Consider the following 20,567-nt stretch of genomic DNA (forward strand, 5'->3'; position numbering starts at 1 on the left):
TACGCTTCTACGAATGTGAAAGGGGCCGGGGGAGCAATCCTCCGGCCCCTTTTTTTTAACATTGCTCATGTCTCCCTATTATCGGTGGCGTTTCCCGCGCGATGCCTCCCAGCGGGCCCGGATCATCTCCGATGTCTCGCGGCTATCATCGTGGCTCCAGCCCGGCGCACGCCAGATGTAGGATAATTTGTGTCGCCACGGCGCCCGCCACACGTCGCGCACTATGCCCAGCCATTCGTGAAAGACGACATGCAGCAGGTTGAAGCTGCCCAACTGGCTGACGATGCCGTAGCGAATCCGGTCCTCGTCATCCTCCGGCGCGAATGTGCCGAAAAGCTTGTCCCAGATGATGAAGGTGCCGGCGAAATTCCGGTCCAGATAGCGCGCGTTTACCGCGTGATGCACGCGGTGGTGCGAAGGCGTGTTCATCACCGCCTCAAACCAGCGGGGCATGCGTTTCACCGTCTCTGTATGGATCCAGAACTGGTAGACCAGATTCAAACCCGCGCATGCCAATATCATGCCCGGCTCAAACCCGGCAAGGGCCAGCGGCAGGCGAAAGATGAAGGACAGCGCGATAAATCCCGTCCAGCTTTGGCGCAGCGCGGTGGAGAGGTTGTAGTTCTGGCTGGAGTGGTGATTGACATGGCTTGCCCAGAACCACCGCACACGGTGGGCGCTTCGGTGAAAGGCGTAATAGGCCAGGTCGTCCAGCACGAAGCACAGGGGCCAAGCCCACCATGCCCATCCGATTGATAGGGGCAGCAAGCCATGCGCCCACACCAGCATCGCCGCCGTCAGCCCCCCGGTTGCCGCGGCCGCAATCGTACTGCCAAGACCGATTGCGAGGGAGGTGCCGGTATCGCGCCACTCATACGCATGGCCAGCACCCGTTTTGCGGGACCACATAAGTTCAGCCACGATGAGGGCGACGAACACGGGGATTGCATAAGCGACAGGATCGAACGGCATCCAGGCTTATTAGCATCGCTGTCAGTAGCGGCCCAGCCCTGACTGCGGCCCGGCATCCAGCCCTGTAATCAAGCCCTGTAGTCAAGCTCCGTATCAGTTGCCGGGCGTTTGCCAGCGTTCGGCGCTTTCTCCCAGATCGAGCTGCAGGGATTCAATACCCGCGATTTGCAGCACGCCGTCCCTTGCGGTGATGGCGGAGCCTTCATTCAGCAGGCGAACGACGAAGTGCGTGCCATGGGGCACCAGCACGGCGATTCGCCCCTGCGCATCACGCGCGATCGCCGATGCACCTTGCCGATCAAGCGCCAGGCTGGCTGGTTCAAACCCGCCTGGTGCAAGCTGGAACTGCGCGGTGGCTTCAGCCTCCGAATCCAGCTTTGCCGCGGTTCGAAAGCCTAGAAACCAGGTCAGCAGCACGATCAGGACGACGGCGAGCAGTGACCCGAGAAACTGTACCCAGACCCCATCCACGCCGCCATCCACCGCGTCAGTCGCGGGCCTTGTTGGCCAGCATTTCCAGCGTGGGTGTGATGGAACTGATGTCGTAGCGTGCACCCTGCGCGGCCTGCACCAGTTTCGCCGGGTCTTCCCCGCGGCTCGCCTGCGCCAGCGCCCACAAATAGGTGGAGCGTGTGCCGGAGCGGCAATAGGCCAGCACCCTGCCATCCGCCACTTCCAGCGCATCGGCCATAGCTTTCACCTGCGCCTCTCCAAAACCTGCGTGGCCTACGGGAATGGCCGTATAGGCCATGCCATTGGCGGCGGCGGCGGCGCTGATGGCATCGCCCTCAGGCTGGCCTTCTTCCTCGTCATCGGGCCGATTGTTGATCAGCAGCGTAACGCCCTGCTGCGCCGCATCGGCAACGTCCTGGACGGTGATCTGCGGGCTGGCCCACATTGATTCTGTCAGCTTGCGGAAATCACTCATCCTGCCCTCGTCCTTTTGGTGAAACGCCGTTGCGCGCGGCCGATTTGCCGCGTTCAATGGCCCAAGACGGGCGGCTTCGCAAATGGTCATGGCGCTGTAATCTTAAATCATTCGCGTCCAACGCGATTATACGTTATAAACCTTGCCCGAAGTGTCGGGGAAAGTCCGTCATTTCCGGCCGCCGAGAATTTCGCTCGCGTCGGCGGCTGGTGTTTCAGGGCGGGAATGAAGGTTTTGCGAATTCATGGGTTATGATCGAGGACGTCGCGGTCGGGGACGCGACAAGAGGGACAACATTGGCGAAGAAGGGTTCGATCCCTTCATGGACGGATCTCCGCCCATGGATAGCGGCGGCTGGCGTGACGGCGGCAATGATCGCGGCGGCTTCGGCGGCGGCGGCGGTGGCCGTTTCAACGACGATCGTGGCGGCGGCTTCGGCGGCGGTGATCGCGGCGGCGGCGGTGGCGGCTTTGGCGGCGGCGCAGGTCGCGGCGGACCGCGCGGTGGCGGCGGCGGCGGAATGCCGGCGCAGGTCGTTGGCGCAGGCCAGGGCAAGGTAAAATTCTTCAACGCACAGAAGGGCTTCGGCTTCATCCAGCGCGATGAGGGCGGCGAAGATGTTTTCGTGCACATCAGCCAGGTCGAACGCGCCGGGCTTGAAGGTCTTGCCGAAGGGCAGGAGCTTCAGTTCAACCTCGTTGATCGCGGTGGCAAGGTGTCCGCTGCCGATCTGCAGGTTGTGGGCGATGTGATCGAGGCACCGGCCAAGGCACCCCAGCGTGAGCTTACGGGCGAAAAGGCCGTGGGCACGGTGAAGTTCTTCAACGCCATGAAGGGCTTTGGCTTCATCACCCGCGATGATGGCAAGGAAGATGCCTTCGTGCATATCAGCGCTGTCGAACGGTCGGGCCTGCAAGGCGTTGCCGAAGGTGACCGATTCGAATTTGACCTCGAAGTTGATCGACGAGGCAAGTATTCGGCAGTCAACTTGGTGCCGGTGCAGGGCTAAGGCCCCCACCTGCAACCACCCAAGGTAGTGGCGGCCGAGTATGTTTGACCGGCCGCCACCACCCTCCTAGATGAGAACGTAATGGCGGTCCGGAGAGGCCGCTTTTTTTGATTTCACGATTTCATCAAGGACGTTTTCAACATGTCGATCACCCCGCTTATGCCCGTCTACCCACGGTGCGACGTGCGGCCCGTAGAGGGCGACAATTGCCACCTCATCACCGAGGACGGCACTCGTTATCTGGACTTTGCCGCAGGCATCGCGGTCAACCTGCTTGGCCATTCGCATCCAGGCCTGATCGGCGCGATCCAGGATCAGGCGGCCAGGTTGATGCATGTCTCCAACCTTTATGGCAGCCCCCAGGGCGAGGCACTGGCGCAGCGGCTGGTGGACAAGACTTTCGCTGACACGGTGTTCTTCACGAACTCTGGCGCCGAAGCGGTGGAAACCGCAATCAAGGTGGCGCGCGCCTATCACCAGCACGTGGGTAATGATGAAAAGTTCGAACTGATCACTTTCAAGAACGCCTTCCACGGGCGGACGATGGCGACGATCAGCGCATCGAATCAGGAGAAGATGCACAAGGGTTTCAATCCCTTGCTGCCGGGCTTCAAATATGTCGATTTCGATGACCTGGAAGGGGTCAAGGCCGCCATCGGGCCAAACACCGCCGGCTTTCTGGTGGAGCCAGTGCAGGGCGAGGGCGGCATCCGCGTCGCCTCGAAGGAATTCATGCAGGGCCTGCGCAAACTGGCGGACGAGCATGATCTGATGCTGGTGCTGGACGAAGTGCAGTGCGGCGTCGCGCGCACCGGCACGCTCTACGCCTATGAACAGTTCGGCATCATTCCGGATGTGATGGCCACTGCCAAGGGTATCGGCGGCGGCTTCCCGATGGGTGCCTGTCTCGCCACCGAAAAGGCCGCGCGCGGCATGGTGTTCGGCACACACGGCTCCACCTATGGCGGCAATCCGCTGGCGATGGCAGCCGGCATGGCGGTGATGGACGCCGTGGCCAATGACGAATTTCTGGCCGAAGTGCGCGCCAAGGGTGAGCGGCTGCGGTCACGGCTTGAACAGTTCATCGGCAATTACCCCGACCTGTTTGAAAGCGTGCGCGGTATGGGCTTTATGCTGGGGATCAAGATGAAAGCCGAGCCAAGGCCCTTCATGCAGCATCTTCGCGATCACCACCAGCTGCTCACCGTCGCAGCGGGCGATTCCACGCTGCGGCTTTTGCCGCCGCTGGTGATCGAGGATGCAGAGATGGACGAATTTATCGAGAAGCTCTCCGCAGGAGCTGCAGATTACGAGGTCCCAGCCGAGTCATGACCACAAAACCTCCCTTGGAAGTATCTCCCGTGATCCGCAATTTCATCGATCTGTCCGACGCTGGCGGCAATGCGATGGCGGCCATGATCAACGGCGCGCAGGATCGCAAGAATGCGCGCCGTGGTTGGCCGAAGGCCATGCCAGACACAGATCAGCCGCTGGCTGGCCACGTTCTGGGGATGGTGTTCGAGAAAAGCTCTACCCGCACACGGGTGAGTTTTGATATCGCCATGCGCCAATTGGGCGGCAGCGCTCTGATCCTGGATGCCAGCACATCACAACTGGGGCGGGGCGAATCGATTGCCGATACTGCCCGCGTGCTCAGTCGCATGGTCGATGCGATCATGGTGCGGACCGATGATCATGCCAAGATAGAGGAAATGGCGCATTACGCGCATGTGCCGGTCATCAACGGGCTGACGGACCGATCGCACCCCTGTCAGATCATGGCGGATCTGCTGACCATGATTGAACATCGCAAGGCGCTGCCAGGGCTGGAAGTCGCTTGGTTCGGGGATGGAAATAACGTGCTGCACTCAATTCTTGAGGCAGCAGCGCTGATGAAGTTCAACGTGCGCGTGGCAACGCCTGCGGGGTATGAGCCGGATGGCGAGTTCGTGCAGATGGCCCGCAAGGCAGGTTCCACCATCACGCTCACCAATGATGCCGTGGCTGCCGCATCGGGGGCCGATGTGCTGATAACCGACACGTGGATATCAATGGGTCAGGACCACGCCGACGAGAAGTTGACCGCAATGGAGCCATTCCGCGTGGATGCCGCGCTGATGGGGAACGCCAAGTCCGACGCGATCTTCCTGCACTGCCTGCCCGCCCATGTGGGGGACGAAGTGAGTGCCGAAGTTTTCGAAGGACGCCAATCGGTCGTTTTCGATGAAGCGGAAAACCGCATTCACGCGCAGAAATCCGTCTTGCTGTGGTGTTTCGGGAAGCTCGGCTAGGCGCTTCACAATACGGGACGGCGCACCATATGATGCGTATGAACGAAACCCGATCCGATACATTCTCCGACGAACTGCTCGGCTTTTCCATTCCGTCGCGCGATTCGCGCGGGCGCGCCGTAAGGCTTGGCCCCGTGGTGGAAGAGATTCTTGCCGCGCATGATTATCCCCCCGCGCTGAAACATGCCTTGGCAGAGGCGCTGGTTCTGGCCACGCTGATGGGCGGGCTGATGAAGGACGAAGGCGACCAGTTGACCATGCAGGCGCAGGGCGAGGGCGGCATCGTCAGCCTGCTGGTGTGCGATTACCGCGATGGCGCGATCCGCGGCTATATCGAGCATGACGAGGAGCAGATGGCGGCTGAGGGGGCTAACCCTTCGCTCGATGCGCTGTTCGGAAAGGCTCACCTCGCGATCACCTTCGACATCGCCAAGACGGGGAAGCGTTACCAAGGCATCGTACCGATGGAAGGCGATTCGCTATCGGCAGCGGTAGAAAGCTATTTTATGCAGAGTGAGCAGATCCCCACCCTGATCCGCACCGCCATCAGCTCCAGCAAGGGGCAAACCGTGGCGGCGGGCCTGCTGGTGCAGCACCTGCCCGAAGGAGAGGAAGGCCGTGAGCGCCTGCACGTAGAGCTTGATCATCCGGAGTGGGAGCATGTCTCCATCCTGGCTGACAGTCTGCGGCATGAGGAGCTTGTCGAGCCGGGTCTGTCATTGGAAGATATCGTCTGGAGACTTTATCACGAGGAGGACAAGATCCTTGTCTCCCCGGGGGCGCAGCTTTCGAAGGGCTGCCGTTGCACCATCGAACATTTCGAAGAGGTTCTGGCGCGTTTTCCCAAGGAGGAACGCCGGGACATGGCCGATGATGAAGGGATCATTTTGGTCGACTGCGCATTCTGCTCGAAGGTTTTTCCAATCCAGGATTAACCATTCGTCGTACCTATAGTGCAATTGGTCGTTCATGTTGGCCGTGCTATAAGCGAGCAAATAGGAGTCTAACCGTCGTGGCAGGTATCAAGGGAAAATTGGGTGTGTGGAGTGCGGCTGCGGCAGCTGTTTTTGCATTCTCACCAGTGTCCGCCCAAGCGCCAGAACTTGCGATGCTCGATAATTTGCAGCGCGGCGCATGGGAATTGCGCGTGCGCCCCGGAAACGCCACGCAGCGAATTTGCGTCCGCACCGGCCGCGAACTGATCCAGCTGCGCCATCGCCAGCCGTCCTGTGGCCGTTTCGTGGTGCAGGATGAATCGAATGAGGTGACAGTCCAATACACATGCCGTGGCAATGGGTATGGCCGCACCACTATTCGCCGTGAGAGCCGCGATGTCGTGCAAATCCGCAGCCAGGGTATTCATGGGGGCTCGCCATTTTCGATCGAAGGCGAAGCGCGCCGCGTCGGCTCCTGCTGATCGCGCCTCTTGCCCAATCGGGCATGACTGCCTAGCCAAATCTGATGGATGATAATGGAAAGATCGCAGTCGTGCTGCTTTCGGGCGGGCTCGATTCGATGGTGACGAGCGCCATCGCACTGGAGCAGGGCTACCGCCTCAACGCGCTCACCATCGATTATGGCCAGCGCCATGTGCGTGAATTGCAATCGGCAGAGTTTATTGCGCAAAAACTGGGCGTGGAGCGGCATGTGCGGCTCCCGCTGGATCTCCGTCAGTTTGGCGCCTCCGCGCTGACGGCGGATATCGACGTACCAAAGTCTGGCGTCGGCACAGATATCCCTGTCACCTACGTTCCCGCGCGCAATCTGCTGTTCCTGTCGTTGACAACGGCCTTTGCCGAGAGCGCGAGCGCGAGCGACATTTTCATCGGGGTCAATGCCCTGGATTATTCGGGATATCCCGACTGCCGGCCAGAATTCATCGCCAGCTTTGCCGAAACAGCTCGGCTGGGCACAAAGCAAGGGGTGGAAGGGCAAGCCTTTTGGATTCACGCGCCTCTTCAGCACATGACGAAGGCGGAAATTGCGCGAGAATGTGCAAGGCTCGAGCTTGACCCGGCGTGGAGCTGGTCTTGCTATGATCCCACGCCGGATGGGCAGGCGTGCGGTTTATGCGATAGCTGCCGCCTGCGGCTGAAAGGCTTTGCTGAGGCTGATGTGAAGGACACGACTAACTACGCCAATAAACCCGAGTAGTTAGCGCTCCTTACACGGAGCCATCCACAAAATTAGCTTTGCGAGAAGACGCCGCAGGCTACGCGGCTTCCGGCATCGCCAGCAGGATCGGAGCGATAATCATCGGCGCCCTCGTGCACGACAAGAGCCGTGCCGTCCGCATCAAAAATCTCGGTCAACACCGTTGCGCGCGTCCCGCGAAGGGTCGTGCTAATGGTGCCAACGCCAGCTGAAGAGACTTCTGCATTGGGAAGATCACCCAGGTGCGCGCCCTGAGGATTGAGGGTGCCGTGTTCATTGCCCATGGGGTTGAGGTGCCCGCCAGCGGACGTAAAATCGGTGGCGCTGCAATCGCCAGTGGTGTGCAGGTGTACGGCGTGTGTACCGGCAGGCATACCCTGCAGTGAAACGGATACCGTTACCTCGTCACCTTCGGAATACAGCATGGCAGAGCCAACATTGTTACCGCTGCGATCCATCAGCATTGCAGATCCAAGCTCAGATCCTGTCTCTTCGTAGGCCGTGGCACAGCCGGAAGTGGCGAGCAGGGCGAGGGCGACGAGGGGAAGGCTGCGATAGCGCATGATGGCTCCTTAAATTTGATCTCACCCTCACTACGCACACCTCCAAAGAAGGGTCCGTTATTCTGTGGCCAGGATACCAGCTGCCTTCAGTGCCTCCACGATCTCCCCGATTGCCGCGCGCGCCTCTGCATCCACCGTAGCACCTGCTACTGGCAGGTTGACGGCGGCAGGCACGATCCATCCGCCGTTGTAGCGCGCAGTGCGGTTTGCCGACCGGTTGAATATCACCATGCCCTCAACCGGAGAGACAAACAGCCAGTTGCCACCTTGGCGGCAGGCGAATCGGCCCGCATTGCCAATCCATTCGCCGGTCGGCTGGCCACCGACGATCCAGCATTCGCCATCGGCTGGAGTGGCAGGGGGATTGTCGGCCACTCCCTCTATCACGGGGTGTAGCAGGGCATCGATCAGTGCGAATGCCTCGTTCACCGTGAACTCTTTCTGCGCCTGTGCCGCACGCATAACCATGTTGCGGGCCGCGCAGCGATTCCGGTTCGCTGGCTGAGTACAATGTGGCCTGCGCGCCATTGGGCCAGGTGAGCCTGCGCAGAGAGGGTTCAAAATCCGGTGCTTCGGGATATTGGTGGCAGGCAATGATTCCGCTTTCTCCTTCCACCATGACGGCGCGCGCCTCCGCAATAGAGCGGGTTACCAACGCGATGCGGGCGTGCGGGTCTTCTTCTGCGATATGACGAACCCATTCGGCACCTGCCCGCGTCTTGCCGAAACCACGCCCAGCGCAGATCAGCCACAGGCGCCAGTCGCCGTTGGGCGGCATTTGTTCGGCACGGGCCCACAGGGGCCAGTGGCCTTCCAGCAGGTCTCTTTCATCGCCGCTCAGCTCTGAAAGGAAATCATAGCGTTCCGGATCGTCCAGCGCGGTGAGCGCGCGCCGGTTCTCAGTCCCGTTCATTGGGAATGATCTCGATAACGCGATCCTCTTTCAGCAGGCGTTCGGCAGCGGCGCGGCGCTCGCGCATCCGGTCCAGCTTGGCATTCAGGCTGGCCAGAACGGCGGCCTTGTCTCGCTTGCCCTGGCGGGCCTTTTCCTTTGCCGCCGCCTCGCGATGTGCGGCCAGCAGCCTGAGGGCATTGGCGATATCGAACTTGGTATCGCCCGGCGGCGTGCCGAAACGCAGGCGCTGCAGCGTTTCCATCTCCAGGTGCTCATACCCCTCCAGCAGAGCGGCGCTCCACTGGGCGCGGAATTCCGGGCTCTCGCGCCGCCATTTATAGGCATAGGACGTCATCGCGCCCGATTTGCGCGCGGCCTCGGAAACATTGGAAGTCTCGGCCAGTGTTTCGAGGAAAATGAGCTTCCAGTTCTGGCTCAGGTTCTGACCTTTCTGGTCCTTTCGCGGTTTTACGCGTTTTGCCATGTGACCCCACCCTTGCAGTTGCTTTGATCAGATCGGCTGCGGGCACGAAAAAGGGCGGTTCCCCTGCGGGACCGCCCTGAAAACAGCTTGCTGCCGACTCGCTTTATCGCGATGTTCCTTTTCTCTAACCAAACAGTGTCACGATGTCAATGATAAAGTGCCATATGGGTTAGTTTGTAGGACTTGCCGGGCGTGCAAAGCTGCACTAAGCGGCGGACAGCAATTCAGGACCGGCCATGCTTCGCGGATTATACAACTGGACTATGGCCAAGGCCGCGCATCCCCATGCGCAGTGGTGGCTAGCCTTCTTCTCCTTCATCGAATCAAGCTTCTTCCCCATCCCGCCGCATCCGCTGCTGGGACTGATGTGCCTGGCAGAGCCGAAGCGTGCGATCCGCTATGCCGCGATATGCACCGCGGCATCGGTGCTGGGCGGCCTGTTCGGCTATATGATCGGCTTCTTTTTGTACGAGGCGGTGGGCGAATGGCTAATCGGCGCGCTGGGCCTGACGGACAGTTTCCCGGCTGCGGCATGCTATATCCGCGAACAGGGCGCGATTGCCGTGTTCCTGGCGGCAGGCACGCCGATCCCGTTCAAGCTGATGACGATCACCGCCGGCTTTATCGAGATGAACCTCGTTACCTTCCTGATCGCCGCGATTGCCGGGCGCGCGCTTATCTTCATGGTGGTGGGCGTGCTGTTCCAGTTCTTCGGCGCACCGATCAAGGCCATTATTGACAAATATCTGGGCACGGTGACCACGATTTTCGTCGTGCTGGTGGTGGGCGGCTTCCTGGCGATCACGCAGCTTGGCGGCGGTCATGACGATACCGGCGCATCGGATGATCCATGTGCCAATGTCACTTCCATGGAAGATGTAAGGGCACAGTAAGCCGCATTCGCAAACCGGGGAGGGGCCATGCGCAATATCCTGTTTCTCTGCACCGCCAATTCCGCGCGCTCGATACTGGCGGAGGCGATATTGCGCGATGCCGGTGCAGGCCGCTTTGCCGCCTTTTCTGCCGGCAGCACGCCGCGCGGCGTGCCCAATCCGCTGGCGTTGCAGCTGCTGATGGCAAAGGGGCACAGCGTGGAAGACATGCGATCGAAGAGCTGGGATGAATTCACCACGCCGCACGCACCGACGATCCACGCAGTCATCACGGTGTGCGACAATGCGAAGGGCGAAAGCTGCCCGATCTTCCCTGGCCATCCCGGTCAGGCGCACTGGGGCATTCCCGATCCCGCCAGCGTGGCGGCGGATGGCACGCATATCGACGGCGATCTCAGCGGATTCGAGACCGCCTATCGCCGCCTGTCGAGCAGGATCGATGCGATGCTGGCGTTAGATGAAGAGGCGATCACGCAGCGCGAGTGGCGCGATGCTCTCACCCAAATCGGTCGCAACGCAGAAGGATCGACGGGAAATGGCTGAGTTTGATCTGCCCAAACGCCTTGTAGCCGAAGCAATCGGAAGCTTTTTCCTGTTTGCAGGGGTGATCGGGTCCGGCGTCATGGCGGAAGCGCTGGCGGGCGGCAATGTGGCACTGGCACTGCTGGCCAACACGATTGCAACAGGCGCGATCCTCTATGTGGTTATCGTCATGCTGGGCCTTGTATCCGGTGCGCATTTCAATCCTGCGGTGACGCTGGCCTTTGCGCTGCGGAGAGAGATCGGATGGTGCGCGGGCGGGGCATATGTCGTCACGCAGATCGCTGCAGGGGCACTTGGGGCATGGGCGGTCCACGTGATGTTCGATCTGCCCATCCTGCAATTCTCCACGAAGGCTCGCGTCGGCATCGGCCAATGGACAGGCGAGTTCGTGGCAACGTTCGGCCTGGTGTTCACCATCCTCGCGCTGGTGCGATTGCGGGAAAGCGCCATCCCCACGGCAGTCGCGCTGTATATTACGGCGGCCTACTGGTTCACCAGTTCCACAAGCTTTGCCAATCCTGCGATCACGCTGGTGCGCAGCCTGTCTGACACATTCGCCGGTATCGCACCCGCCGATGTTCCGGGATTTATCGCGGCGCAGCTGGCCGGCGCGGTGATAGCCGTGGCACTGGCTGGCTGGATGTTTGAGAGCCAAGCCAGTGCTGCACGGTCTAAGTCGACGGACTGATTATCCCTCGAAGCTGGTTTCCAGCGTGATCTCGCAATTCAGCAGTTTGGAAATCGGGCAGCCTTCCTTCGCTTCGGCTGCCAGTTCCTCGAACTTTGCCTGATCCATGCCGGGGACCTTGGCCTTTGTCGCCAGCGCGGACTTGGTGACGGTGAAACCATCGCCATCCTTTTCCAGCGTAACCTCGGCATTGGTGGTGACGGAGCCGTCGGTGTGGCCAGCCTCCGCCAGCTTGAAGCTGAGCGCCATGGTGAAGCAGCTGGCATGGGCCGCGCCGATCAGTTCTTCGGGGTTGGTGCCGGCTGCATCCTCGAACCGCGTCTGAAATCCATAGGGCTGCGCAGACAGCGCGCCAGACCCGGTGGACACGTGGCCCTTACCATCTTTGCCAAGGCCTTCGTAAGTTGCGGAGCCGGTGTTCGTCGTCTTCATGAAAAATTCTCCTTTCCATGAAGACGTGCAGGCCTGACCGCTGGTTCCGAAGCTAGATAATACCCACGGCCTTGCCCGCACGTTCGAACATGCCGAGAATGGTTTCCACCTCCTCGTCCGAATGTTCGGCGCAAAGCGAGCAGCGCAGCAGCGTCATGTTGGCAGGCGTTGCGGGCGGGCGCGCAAGGTTGACGTACAGGCCTTCTGTCAAAAGCGCGCTCCACATAGCAGCGCCTTTCTCAAGGTCAGGCATGATAACCGCCACGATGGCGCTTTGCGGTTCGTCCGTTCCTAGCGTGAAGCCCAGCTCCGTCAGCCCGCTGTGCAGCCTGCGCGAATTCTTCCACAAATGCTCACGCTTGGCCGAGGCCGTCATCAGCTTGCGGATGGAGGTGGCTGCCGTGGCCACCACCGATGGCGGCAGGGATGCCGTGAAGACATAGGGGCGGCACACCAACCGCATGATTTCAAACTTGGGATGGTTGGAAACGCAGAAGCCGCCCACCGTGCCCACGCTTTTTGAGAAGGTGCCGATGATGAAATCGACATCGTCGATCACACCTGCATCTTCCACCACGCCGCGGCCGTTCTCGCCAATGAAGCCCATGGAATGCGCCTCGTCCACCAGCACCATGGCGCCGTTTTCCTTGGCGATGCGCACCATCTCCTTCAGCGGGGCGATATCGCCCAGCATGGAATAGACGCCTTCCAGAACCACCAGCTTGCCCGCGCCTTCGGGAATGCGTTTCAGGCGCTTTTCCATGGCGGCAATGTCATTGTGCTTGAAGGGCACGATCTCGGCATTGCCCATGGCGCAGCCGTCCCAGATACTGGCATGGCTATCGATATCCAGCACCACATAGTCGCCCTTGCCCGCGATGGTGGAGATGATGCCGAGGTTGGCCTGGTATCCGGTGGAGAATACCATGGCATGATCCATGTCATAGAACTCGCGCAGCGCGTCCTCGCACTCCTTGTGGCCCTGGTATGTGCCGTTCAACACGCGGCTGCCGGTGGTGCCCGATCCGAAATCGGCAAGGGCCTGCTGGCCTGCTGCCACGACATCGGGATCGAACGTCATGCCCATGTAATTATAGGTGCCCAGCAGGATCGTATCGCGCCCGTTGCAGATGGCGCGCGTGGGAGACAGGACCTGCTCCATCACCAGCGAGAAGGGATCCTCCACCCCGCTGGCAAGCAGGTTTTCGCGCAAGGCGATCGTATCGTCGAACTTGCTGAAAAGATCGGGCGTATCGCCCGTGCGCCGGGGCGGCTTGTCCGCCTGGATGATACCTTCGCTCATGATAGCCTCAATTGCTGACCTGGCTGTGCACTGCATCGACCAGCTGGCCGTATTTCTCGATTTCGGCCTGCTGGTTCATGGTGATGATGATATCGAAATCATCCTCGATCGCGGCGACGAAATCCATCACGGTCAGGCTGTCGAATTCAAGATCGCCAGCAAAGGTGGTGTCTTCGGTGATGACGATGCCCTTCTTGTTGAAGGGTTCGATGATCGTGCGGATGCGGGTGTCGACTTCGGCGCGGTCCATTGGGGAAAATTCCTCGGGCTAAAAAGCGGTTGCCCCCTATAGTGCAGGGCGGGCGTTGCGGCAAAGCTTTCGCGTCGCCGCTTGTCAAGCGCGGCCAGCAGGCGGCCTTCAAGCGCACAAGCACGTGGTGCGCTGAACAGGGCGTGAGCGAGCGTTGCGGGGGAGTCGCGGATGCGCCGCGTGCAATCCTGGGATGGCCGCCAAAATGGCAACTCACGGTCGTGGACAGTCTTTTAACGGTCAGGTTTATTCGGCCGCTTCGGCAGTCGAATCTTCGACAAGATCCCTGACGGCTGCCATGAAAGGCCCGATGCTGACGGGCTTTGACAGGTAACTGTCCGCCCCCGAATCGCGAATGCGCTCCTCATCGCCCTTGCCGGCATAGGCTGTGACCGCCAGCACCGGCACATCGGCAAGCTCGGCATCGTGTTTTAGGATGGAGATGAGGTCCAGGCCAGATACGTCCTGAAGCTGAATGTCCATGACGACCAGGTTCGGGGTGAAGGCCCGCGCCCTTTCGATGGCGAGGTTTCCGTCGGCAACAGGCTCGACCGAAAAGCCACCGGCCTGCAGCACGTCGCAGAAAAGCTTCCTATTTAAATCGTTGTCCTCGACAACGAGGATACGCTTCGTCATTTAGCCCCCAAACGCCTCCAGCTTCTGTGGAGGTCTGCAACCAGTTATTGTTATATCGGACCAGATTACAATTGTTATATCGGACCACTTACAATTAGCAACGTCAATGAAAATTCCGTTAAGGATGCCTCCGCACTCGCCCTGGCAGCGCTCGGCTGGGTGCTGGCGGATGATGCCCGTGCGCAGCGCCTGCTGGACCTGACGGGCCTCACGCCAGACGGTCTGCGCGATGGCATCACCGAGACGCAAACCCACCGCGCAATCCTGGATTTCCTCTGCCAGCACGAGCCGGACCTGATCGGCGCGGCAGAGGCGCTGGAGATTGCGCCAGAGCAACTGGTGGCCGCAGCCAGGGAGTTACACCGATGAGCCGTCCACTGGTGGTTACCGATTGCGACGAGGTGTTGCTGCACATGGTGCGCCACTTCCGCGAATGGCTGGATACGCAGCATGACATCGAGTTTCAGCTGGAGGGCAATCCGTTCGTTCAGTCGATGCAGCGGCGCGGCAGTGACGAGGCGCTGGCGGAAAAGGAAGTGTGGGCCCTGCTGGGCGGATTTTTCGACACGCAGATGAACAGCCAGTTGCCCATCGAAGGCTCTGTCGATGCCATCGCGCAATTGCAACGCGATGCCGACGTGGTTGTCCTCACCAACCTTACCGATGCCCGCAACGAAGCGCGCCAGCACCAGCTGAAGACACTGGGCATCGATGCGAAAGTCTTCACCAACCAGGGGCCGAAAGGCGAGGCGCTGAAGCGGATCGTGGAGGAGCACGGGAGCCAGCGCGCCGTCTTCATCGATGATCTGGCGCAGCACCACCAATCGGCCTTTGAAACGGTGCCGCATGTCCACCGCCTGCATTTCTGCGGAGAGCCTGCCATTGCCCCGCATATCCCGTGCGCGCAGCAGGCAGGCCATGCCAACGCGCGAATAGACAATTGGGCCGATGCCCTGCCATGGATCCAGGAAACCCTGCACGGAGAGACACGATGAGCATTGAACAGCGTCTGCAAGAACTGGGCATCGAACTGCCCGAAGTATCGCCGCCCTTGGCAAGTTATGTGCCGGTGATGGTGCAGGGTGATCTGGCTTTTGTTTCAGGCCAGCTGCCTTTCATCGATGGGGAACTGGTTACGGGCACGCTGGGTGACGATGTGGACGTGGATCGCGCAATGGCCGCAGCCCGTGCCTGCGGCCTGATGATCCTTGCCCAGTTGCAGGGGGTGATCGGCTCGCTCGACAAGGTAGAGCGAATCGTCAAGCTGGGCGGCTTCGTTGCCTCCACCCCGTCGTTCACCGATCAGCACAAGGTGGTGAACGGCGCATCCGATCTGATGTTCGAAGTGTTTGACGAGGCCGGACGCCATGCCCGTGCCGCCGTGGGCGTGCCCAGCCTGCCGCTGGGCGCTGCGGTGGAGGTGGACGCGGTGATTGCCATTCGCGGCAACTGATCGATGTCGCGGGCCGAGCAGATTGCGGCACTGAAGGCCAGCGCGTATGCCCATCGCGGCCTGCATGATAGCGCCGTGCCCGAAAATTCTCTCGCCAGCTTTCGCGCGGCGATTGCCGCCGGGCTGGGCATTGAATGCGACATTCGCAAAAGCAGCGATGGCCGCGCAGTCGTGTTCCACGATGCCGATCTGGAGCGGATGACGGGCCGCGCCGGGCCGACCGCCGCATCTCCAGTGGGGGAACTCACCCGCATGATGCTGACCGGCAGCGAGGAACCCATTCCCACCTTGCGCGATGTGCTTGATCTGGTGAATGGGCAGGTGCCGCTGCTGCTGGAGATCAAGAGCGATGATCGCCGCCCGATCGATGCCATCTGCCGTGCCGTGCGCCGCGATCTGGATGGATATCGGGGCGCTGCCGGTGTGATGAGTTTTGATCCGCGCGTGTCCCGCTGGTTTGCCGCTAACGAGCCGGATTGCCCGCGCGGACTGGTGATGACCCAGCAGAATGCCCGCACGTTGACAGGCGCGATCAAGCGCAGGCTTTCGATCGTAACCGCCAGGCCGGATTTTCTTGCGCTCGACATTCGCGATCTGCCCAGCAGCCTGTCACGCGCGCAGGGGCGCAAGGGCAGGGCACTGTTCAGCTGGACCGTGCGCACCGCCGCGCAGCTGGATACGGCGCTGGAAAGCGGCGCCGTGCCGATTATGGAAGCTGCAGGGGTGGCAGCCTGGCAGGGCGGCGCCTAGATAGGCGCGGATGACCCAAACCGCGCTCTCTGCAAGAATTGCTCCTGCCGTCGGCAGCATCGCGCAGGCCGATTGGGACAGGCTGGCAGGTCCTGACAATCCCTTCACCAGCCATGCGTTTCTAACCCTGCTGGAAGATTCGGGCAGCGTCGGCCCCGGCAGCGGCTGGCAGGCGGCGCCGCTGCTGCTGGAAGATGGCAACGGCAGGCTGGTTGGCGCGCTGCCCAGCTATCTGAAAGGGCATAGCCAAGGCGAATATGTGTTCGATCACGCCTGGGCCGATGCGTGGGAAAGGGCGGGCGGCGATTACTATCCCAAATTGCAGGTCTGCGTGCCATTCACGCCCGCCACCGGCCCGCGGCTGCTGCTGGAAGACAATCGCTATGCCGCGCCCATGCTGCGCGCAGCAGAGCAACTGGTGGATCAGAACGGCTGGTCCGGCGCGCATGCGACATTTGTGGAACCCGCCCAGCACGATCTGTTTGAGGACGCGGGATGGCTGCGGCGAGAGGATATCCAGTTCCACTGGTACAACCGCGACTATGCCGATTTCGACGGTTTCCTGGCCGATCTCACCAGCCGCAAGCGCAAGGATCTGCGCAAGGAACGGCTGGCGGCAAACGAAGGCATTTCCATAGAGGCGCTGACCGGCGCGGATATCAAACCCGAGCATTGGGATGCCTTCTGGCTGTTCTACCAGGATACCGGAGCGCGCAAGTGGGGCACCCCCTATCTGACGCGTGAAGCGTTTGACCTGATGGGGCAACGCATGGCCGACAAGCTGTTGCTGCTGCTGGCGTTCGAGGATGGCATACCGATTGCAGGCGCGCTGAATTTCATCGGCACGAAGGCGCTTTACGGTCGCTATTGGGGCTGCCTGTCAGACCGCCGCTTCCTGCATTTCGAGCTTTGCTATTACCGGGCCATCGATGCCGCCATCGAGCTGGGGCTGGAGCGGGTGGAGGCTGGTGCGCAAGGCGGGCACAAGCTGGCCCGCGGATATGAACCGGTGGCGACAGTGTCGATGCACTATATCGCCGATCCGGGTTTTCGCGACGCGGTGGAAGATTTCCTCTCCCGCGAGCGCATGGGCGTGGGCATGGACCAGTTGCACCTGGCCGAGCGAACGCCGTTCAAGCAGCGTTAGCTACGCCACACTTGCTCAAGCGGCCTTGCGCACGCCCTGACGAAGCCATTCGCGAGCCCGGCGCTGCGCCTCTGCAATATCGCGGGCGGTCATCTCATCCGATACATCGGCACGGCACCAGCTGGCAGCTTCATGACCATGCGCGGCGGCAAGGTTGAACCACTTGTGCGCTTCGATCAGATCGCAGTTCACACCGTGGCTGCCGGTGGAATAGGCAACGCCAAGGTCGTAATAGGCATCGGTGTCACCCTCTGCTGCGGCTGCCAGGCAGCGCGGCACCAGCATGTCCGCCGCCGAAACATCGGCTGACTGGATTTTTGCGAAAGTCTCGATCTTGGCAAGTTCCATGATCGTAAGTCCCCTGTTTAAGTCCGATCCCCTGTGTCCGGACAAGCCCATTTCTTCGCCAACGTGGTCAAGAAATGGTTAACAAGGCTGCGAATTTATGGATGCGCCCCTTCAGACAGCTTCATATCGGTGCCAATTTAGATTGCCGCTTGTGCCAGCATTGCGGGCACCGTATAGGCCCGCCGGATCACGGCTTCAGCAGCCGGGGGGATAGAGCCCGATAAATATGGGCCGGTCACCGGATGCAGCAGGGGAAGCCCCCCGCGATCGGATTTCGGAGTGACTGAATGGCCATAGCCACACATGACGATATCGACATCCTTGCCAAGGCGAAGCGAGCCCTGCCTGCTGATTATTCGCCCAGCGAAGATGAAGAGTATATGTCAGAAAAGCAGCTGAACTATTTTCGCGTTCTGCTGCTGGAATGGAAGAAGAGCATCGTCTCGGCATCTGCGGGGACACTGCAGAATCTGCAAGACGGGCCTATTCGGGAGCCTGACCTGAATGACCGTGCTTCCAGCGAAACCGACTGGGGCATAGAGCTGCGCACGCGAGACCGGCAGCGCAAGCTGATTTCCAAGATTGATGCCGCCCTGCGCCGCCTGGACGAGGGTGAATACGGCTGGTGTGACAAGACGGGCGAACCCATCGGCATCAACCGCCTGATCGCCCGCCCCATCGCCACGATGACGGTGGAGGCGCAGCAGGCGCACGAACGCCGTGAGAAGATTTCGCGCGACAATTGAGAGCCTCGGAACTGGCCCAGAATGGGACAGGGCATGCACGCATTGGATATCTTAACGTCTCGTTAGCTATTCGGCCCGCATTCCGGCGGTAACTATTCACAAGCCCGGATTGCCACCGCCACCCGGCAGGCGTGCAAAACAGGCCGGGCACGACAGGATCGCAAAACACCGATGAGGGCCAACGCATGAGTAACGTCGATACCCGCCAGGTCGATCGCGACAGCCTGTTCCTGTTGGCACAATTGCGTGTCGACGGGCAGAGTGAGATTTTTCGCGTGAAGGTGCGCAATCTTTCTGCCGGCGGCATGATGGCAGAGGGCGAAGTGCGGGTTATCCGCGGTGCTCTGGTCGAGGTGGAACTGCGCAATATCGGCTGGATCGAGGGGACCGTCGCCTGGAAGCAGGACAACCGTTTCGGCATTGCCTTTGTCGACGAAATCGATCCCAAGCGCGCCCGTGCACCCGTGACGGGCAGCACGGTTTCGCAATATTCCGCCACCACCCATGCCCCGCAGTCAGAGCCGCAGGTGCTGCGCAAATTGTAATCCGGCGTCAGCGCGGTTGAAGCGATGGCGCGCGCGGCCTATTCGCATGGGCGATGATCGCGCGCCGCTCCATAGTTTTGCCTGCCATGTGCCTGGCCCTTGCGGCCTGCGGGTCCAGTGACGACGGCGCCATCGATGTTGCGCTGATCGGCTCTCCTGAAGATGTGCTGACCAGCAGCCTGCGCCTGAACAGTTCCGCGCAGCACGTGCGCGCGGCCACGCAATCGGGTCTCGTTACGCTCAATCCTCAAGGCGAAACCGTGCCGGCCCTGGCAGAACGCTGGATCGTGACGGATGACGGGCGCAGCTTCATCTTTCGCCTGCGAGAAGGCAACTGGCCAGATGGCACCCCGATGAGCGCCGCCAGCGCCCGCGATGCCCTGCTGGAAGCACTGGCGGGGTTGGAGGGCACTTCGCTGGGCCTTGATCTTGAGCCGATTGAGGAAGTGCGCGCCATGGCCGGGCGCGTGATCGAGCTGCGCCTTTCCAAGCCAGAGCCCTATTTGCTGCAAATGCTGGCCCAGCCTGAAATGGCGTTGCGGCAGCCCGGCGGGGAAACCGGCCCCATGGTGCTGGAACGCGAGGAGGACAGCCTTGCGCTGGCACTGAAGCCCCCGCTCGAACGCGGCCTGCCGGATGATGAGGAATGGCAGCGCGATGTGCGCGAGATCCGCCTGCACATCGCACCGGCGCGCGAATCGATCGCCCTGTTCTCCAGCGGGGAGGCTGAGGCGGTGCTGGGCGGCACGCTGGGCGATCTGGTGCTGGTGGAAACCGGCCCGCTTTCCTCCGGCACGCTGCGGCTGGACACCACCCTTGGCCTGTTCGGGCTGCAGGTGCGAGCGGATGACGGCCTGCTTTCCAACACCGGTGTGCGCGAGGGGCTGGCGATGGCAATCGACAGGCAGGCCCTGATGGCGCCGTATAACATCAGTGGCTGGATACCGACCACGCGGCCCGTATCGCCGGGTCTGCCGGGCGATCCCGGCCTGATCCGCGAACGCTGGGACGGGGAAGATCTGGACGGCCTGCGAGCAGAAGCGGCGGCCCGGATCGCCGCGTGGCGCGAACAGTTCGATACGGGCGATCGCTCCCAACCGGCCACCATCACCATCGCCATGGGCAGCGCGCCCGGCTGGGACATGCTGTATCGCGATCTGGCGCGGCAATTGTCCACCATCGGCCTGCGGCTGGTGCGCGCGCAGGATGCATCCACGGCGGATCTCGTGCTGGTGGACCGCGTGGCGCGCTATCCCGCACCGCGGTGGTTCCTCAACCAGTTCAATTGCTCGCTCGACAGGGGCCTGTGCGAGGAAGATGTCGACGCCCTTGTGGAGCAGGCGCTGGAGGAGACGGACCCCGCCCTGCGCGCCCGCACGCTGGCGCAGGCCGAGGCGGAACTGACGCTGGCGAATGTCTATATTCCTTTCGGCGCGCCGCTGCGCTGGTCATTGGTGCGCGGCACGGTGGAGGCGTTCATGCCCAACCCCTACGCCTTCCATCCCTTGCCGGAGCTGGCGCAAATACCCAGATAAGC

General features: G+C 61.2%; 28 protein-coding genes and 1 pseudogene. 16 read left to right on the plus strand and 13 right to left on the minus strand.

What is annotated here, in order from left to right; genetic code table 11:
- Positions 1–78 precede the first annotated feature (78 nt).
- From GRF63_RS12610 to GRF63_RS12620, 3 genes are all read right to left on the minus strand, one after another.
- Positions 79–972 (minus strand): sterol desaturase family protein, encoded by an 894-nt coding sequence (locus tag GRF63_RS12610; protein WP_160486418.1) that lies wholly within the window; start codon positions 970–972, stop codon positions 79–81.
- Positions 973–1,065: 93 nt separating this feature from the next.
- On the minus strand, positions 1,066–1,455 hold the full coding sequence (locus tag GRF63_RS12615) for a hypothetical protein (protein WP_160486419.1): 390 nt from the start codon (positions 1,453–1,455) through the stop codon (positions 1,066–1,068).
- A 4-nt stretch (positions 1,456–1,459) separates the two neighbouring features.
- Positions 1,460–1,900: a protein tyrosine phosphatase family protein gene (locus tag GRF63_RS12620; RefSeq protein WP_160486420.1), complete on the minus strand. Its 441-nt coding sequence runs from the start codon at positions 1,898–1,900 to the stop codon at positions 1,460–1,462.
- Positions 1,901–2,144: 244 nt separating this feature from the next.
- On the opposite strand from GRF63_RS12620, the gene GRF63_RS16695 reads away from it, so the two are divergent.
- The 4 genes from GRF63_RS16695 to hslO all read left to right on the plus strand — a co-directional run bounded on the left by GRF63_RS16695 (position 2,145) and on the right by hslO (position 6,135).
- Positions 2,145–2,909: a cold-shock protein gene (locus GRF63_RS16695; RefSeq protein WP_160486421.1), complete on the plus strand. Its 765-nt coding sequence runs from the start codon at positions 2,145–2,147 to the stop codon at positions 2,907–2,909.
- A 141-nt stretch (positions 2,910–3,050) separates the two neighbouring features.
- Entirely contained in the window at positions 3,051–4,241 is a 1,191-nt protein-coding gene (locus tag GRF63_RS12630; RefSeq protein WP_160486422.1) for an aspartate aminotransferase family protein, read from the plus strand.
- Positions 4,238–5,200, plus strand: a complete 963-nt coding sequence (gene argF, locus GRF63_RS12635) for an ornithine carbamoyltransferase (RefSeq protein ID WP_202131744.1) — start codon at positions 4,238–4,240, stop codon at positions 5,198–5,200. The genes GRF63_RS12630 and argF overlap by 4 nt, the downstream gene beginning before the upstream one ends.
- Positions 5,201–5,229: 29 nt before the next feature.
- Positions 5,230–6,135, plus strand: a complete 906-nt coding sequence (gene hslO, locus GRF63_RS12640) for an Hsp33 family molecular chaperone HslO (protein ID WP_237392482.1) — start codon at positions 5,230–5,232, stop codon at positions 6,133–6,135.
- A 140-nt stretch (positions 6,136–6,275) separates the two neighbouring features.
- Here hslO and GRF63_RS12645 read toward each other — a convergent pair whose 3' ends face one another.
- Positions 6,276–6,563: a hypothetical protein gene (locus tag GRF63_RS12645; RefSeq protein ID WP_160486424.1), complete on the minus strand. Its 288-nt coding sequence runs from the start codon at positions 6,561–6,563 to the stop codon at positions 6,276–6,278.
- 98 nt (positions 6,564–6,661) lie between these two features.
- Between GRF63_RS12645 and queC the strand changes: the two genes are divergently transcribed.
- Positions 6,662–7,354 carry a 7-cyano-7-deazaguanine synthase QueC gene (gene queC, locus GRF63_RS12650; protein ID WP_160486425.1) on the plus strand — a complete coding sequence of 231 codons (693 nt, stop codon included), beginning with the start codon at positions 6,662–6,664 and terminating at the stop codon, positions 7,352–7,354.
- Positions 7,355–7,386: 32 nt separating this feature from the next.
- Here queC and GRF63_RS12655 read toward each other — a convergent pair whose 3' ends face one another.
- The 4 genes and pseudogenes from GRF63_RS12655 to GRF63_RS12670 form a co-directional block, all read right to left on the minus strand.
- Positions 7,387–7,917 (minus strand): superoxide dismutase family protein, encoded by a 531-nt coding sequence (locus GRF63_RS12655; protein ID WP_160486426.1) that lies wholly within the window; start codon positions 7,915–7,917, stop codon positions 7,387–7,389.
- 57 nt (positions 7,918–7,974) lie between these two features.
- On the minus strand, positions 7,975–8,385 hold the full coding sequence (locus tag GRF63_RS16565; RefSeq protein WP_237392483.1) for a DUF2793 domain-containing protein: 411 nt from the start codon (positions 8,383–8,385) through the stop codon (positions 7,975–7,977).
- Positions 8,375–8,830: pseudogene (locus GRF63_RS12665) on the minus strand (terminase large subunit domain-containing protein); the annotation flags it as partial. The pseudogene GRF63_RS12665 and the gene GRF63_RS16565, both read right to left, overlap by 11 nt.
- The gene (locus GRF63_RS12670; protein ID WP_160486429.1) at positions 8,817–9,296 is read right to left on the minus strand and encodes a hypothetical protein; all 480 of its coding nucleotides are present in this window, start codon (positions 9,294–9,296) and stop codon (positions 8,817–8,819) included. The pseudogene GRF63_RS12665 and the gene GRF63_RS12670, both read right to left, overlap by 14 nt.
- 236 nt (positions 9,297–9,532) lie before the next feature.
- Between GRF63_RS12670 and GRF63_RS12675 the strand changes: the two genes are divergently transcribed.
- From GRF63_RS12675 to GRF63_RS12685, 3 genes are read left to right on the plus strand one after another with little or no spacing between them, the layout of a single operon-like run.
- Positions 9,533–10,189, plus strand: coding sequence for a YqaA family protein (locus GRF63_RS12675; RefSeq protein WP_160486430.1), 657 nt, complete (start codon positions 9,533–9,535; stop codon positions 10,187–10,189).
- Between the two features lie 27 nt (positions 10,190–10,216).
- On the plus strand, positions 10,217–10,732 hold the full coding sequence (locus GRF63_RS12680; protein WP_160486431.1) for an arsenate reductase ArsC: 516 nt from the start codon (positions 10,217–10,219) through the stop codon (positions 10,730–10,732).
- Positions 10,725–11,420, plus strand: a complete 696-nt coding sequence (locus GRF63_RS12685) for an aquaporin (RefSeq protein WP_237392484.1) — start codon at positions 10,725–10,727, stop codon at positions 11,418–11,420. Before GRF63_RS12680 ends, GRF63_RS12685 begins: the two co-directional genes overlap by 8 nt.
- On the opposite strand, the gene GRF63_RS12690 is transcribed toward GRF63_RS12685, so the two are convergent.
- From GRF63_RS12690 to GRF63_RS12705, 4 genes are all read right to left on the minus strand, one after another.
- Positions 11,421–11,852 carry an OsmC family protein gene (locus tag GRF63_RS12690; RefSeq protein ID WP_160486432.1) on the minus strand — a complete coding sequence of 144 codons (432 nt, stop codon included), beginning with the start codon at positions 11,850–11,852 and terminating at the stop codon, positions 11,421–11,423.
- Positions 11,853–11,904: 52 nt separating this feature from the next.
- The gene (spt, locus tag GRF63_RS12695) at positions 11,905–13,155 is read right to left on the minus strand and encodes a serine palmitoyltransferase (RefSeq protein WP_160486433.1); all 1,251 of its coding nucleotides are present in this window, start codon (positions 13,153–13,155) and stop codon (positions 11,905–11,907) included.
- A gap of 7 nt (positions 13,156–13,162) precedes the next feature.
- Positions 13,163–13,405 (minus strand): acyl carrier protein, encoded by a 243-nt coding sequence (locus GRF63_RS12700; protein ID WP_160486434.1) that lies wholly within the window; start codon positions 13,403–13,405, stop codon positions 13,163–13,165.
- A gap of 246 nt (positions 13,406–13,651) precedes the next feature.
- A complete protein-coding gene (locus GRF63_RS12705; protein ID WP_160486435.1) occupies positions 13,652–14,041 on the minus strand; it encodes a response regulator in 390 nt (129 codons plus the stop codon).
- 159 nt (positions 14,042–14,200) lie between these two features.
- Here GRF63_RS12705 and GRF63_RS12710 point away from each other — a divergent pair, with 159 nt between their 5' ends.
- The 5 genes from GRF63_RS12710 to GRF63_RS12730 are packed head-to-tail and all read left to right on the plus strand — an operon-like array spanning position 14,201 to position 17,391.
- Positions 14,201–14,410, plus strand: coding sequence for a DUF3572 family protein (locus GRF63_RS12710; RefSeq protein WP_419865962.1), 210 nt, complete (start codon positions 14,201–14,203; stop codon positions 14,408–14,410).
- Positions 14,407–15,036, plus strand: coding sequence for an HAD family hydrolase (locus GRF63_RS12715; RefSeq protein WP_160486436.1), 630 nt, complete (start codon positions 14,407–14,409; stop codon positions 15,034–15,036). The genes GRF63_RS12710 and GRF63_RS12715 overlap by 4 nt, the downstream gene beginning before the upstream one ends.
- Complete coding sequence (locus tag GRF63_RS12720; RefSeq protein WP_160486437.1) at positions 15,033–15,494, plus strand: RidA family protein; 462 nt, start codon at positions 15,033–15,035, stop codon at positions 15,492–15,494. Before GRF63_RS12715 ends, GRF63_RS12720 begins: the two co-directional genes overlap by 4 nt.
- Positions 15,495–15,497: 3 nt before the next feature.
- Positions 15,498–16,244, plus strand: a complete 747-nt coding sequence (locus GRF63_RS12725; protein ID WP_160486438.1) for a glycerophosphodiester phosphodiesterase family protein — start codon at positions 15,498–15,500, stop codon at positions 16,242–16,244.
- A gap of 10 nt (positions 16,245–16,254) precedes the next feature.
- Positions 16,255–17,391, plus strand: coding sequence for a GNAT family N-acetyltransferase (locus GRF63_RS12730; protein ID WP_160486439.1), 1,137 nt, complete (start codon positions 16,255–16,257; stop codon positions 17,389–17,391).
- A gap of 15 nt (positions 17,392–17,406) precedes the next feature.
- Here the strand turns inward: GRF63_RS12730 and GRF63_RS12735 are convergent, their stop codons facing one another.
- On the minus strand, positions 17,407–17,739 hold the full coding sequence (locus GRF63_RS12735; protein WP_160486440.1) for an SEL1-like repeat protein: 333 nt from the start codon (positions 17,737–17,739) through the stop codon (positions 17,407–17,409).
- Positions 17,740–18,026: 287 nt separating this feature from the next.
- On the opposite strand from GRF63_RS12735, the gene dksA reads away from it, so the two are divergent.
- The 3 genes from dksA to GRF63_RS12750 all read left to right on the plus strand — a co-directional run bounded on the left by dksA (position 18,027) and on the right by GRF63_RS12750 (position 20,565).
- Positions 18,027–18,485 carry an RNA polymerase-binding protein DksA gene (dksA, locus tag GRF63_RS12740; protein ID WP_160486441.1) on the plus strand — a complete coding sequence of 153 codons (459 nt, stop codon included), beginning with the start codon at positions 18,027–18,029 and terminating at the stop codon, positions 18,483–18,485.
- Positions 18,486–18,670: 185 nt separating this feature from the next.
- Positions 18,671–19,030: a PilZ domain-containing protein gene (locus GRF63_RS12745; RefSeq protein WP_160486442.1), complete on the plus strand. Its 360-nt coding sequence runs from the start codon at positions 18,671–18,673 to the stop codon at positions 19,028–19,030.
- A gap of 53 nt (positions 19,031–19,083) precedes the next feature.
- Positions 19,084–20,565, plus strand: a complete 1,482-nt coding sequence (locus GRF63_RS12750; RefSeq protein ID WP_160486443.1) for an ABC transporter substrate-binding protein — start codon at positions 19,084–19,086, stop codon at positions 20,563–20,565.
- Positions 20,566–20,567: the final 2 nt, after the last annotated feature.

This window comes from Aurantiacibacter rhizosphaerae (genome assembly GCF_009807005.1).
Lineage (GTDB): Bacteria > Pseudomonadota > Alphaproteobacteria > Sphingomonadales > Sphingomonadaceae > Alteraurantiacibacter > Alteraurantiacibacter rhizosphaerae.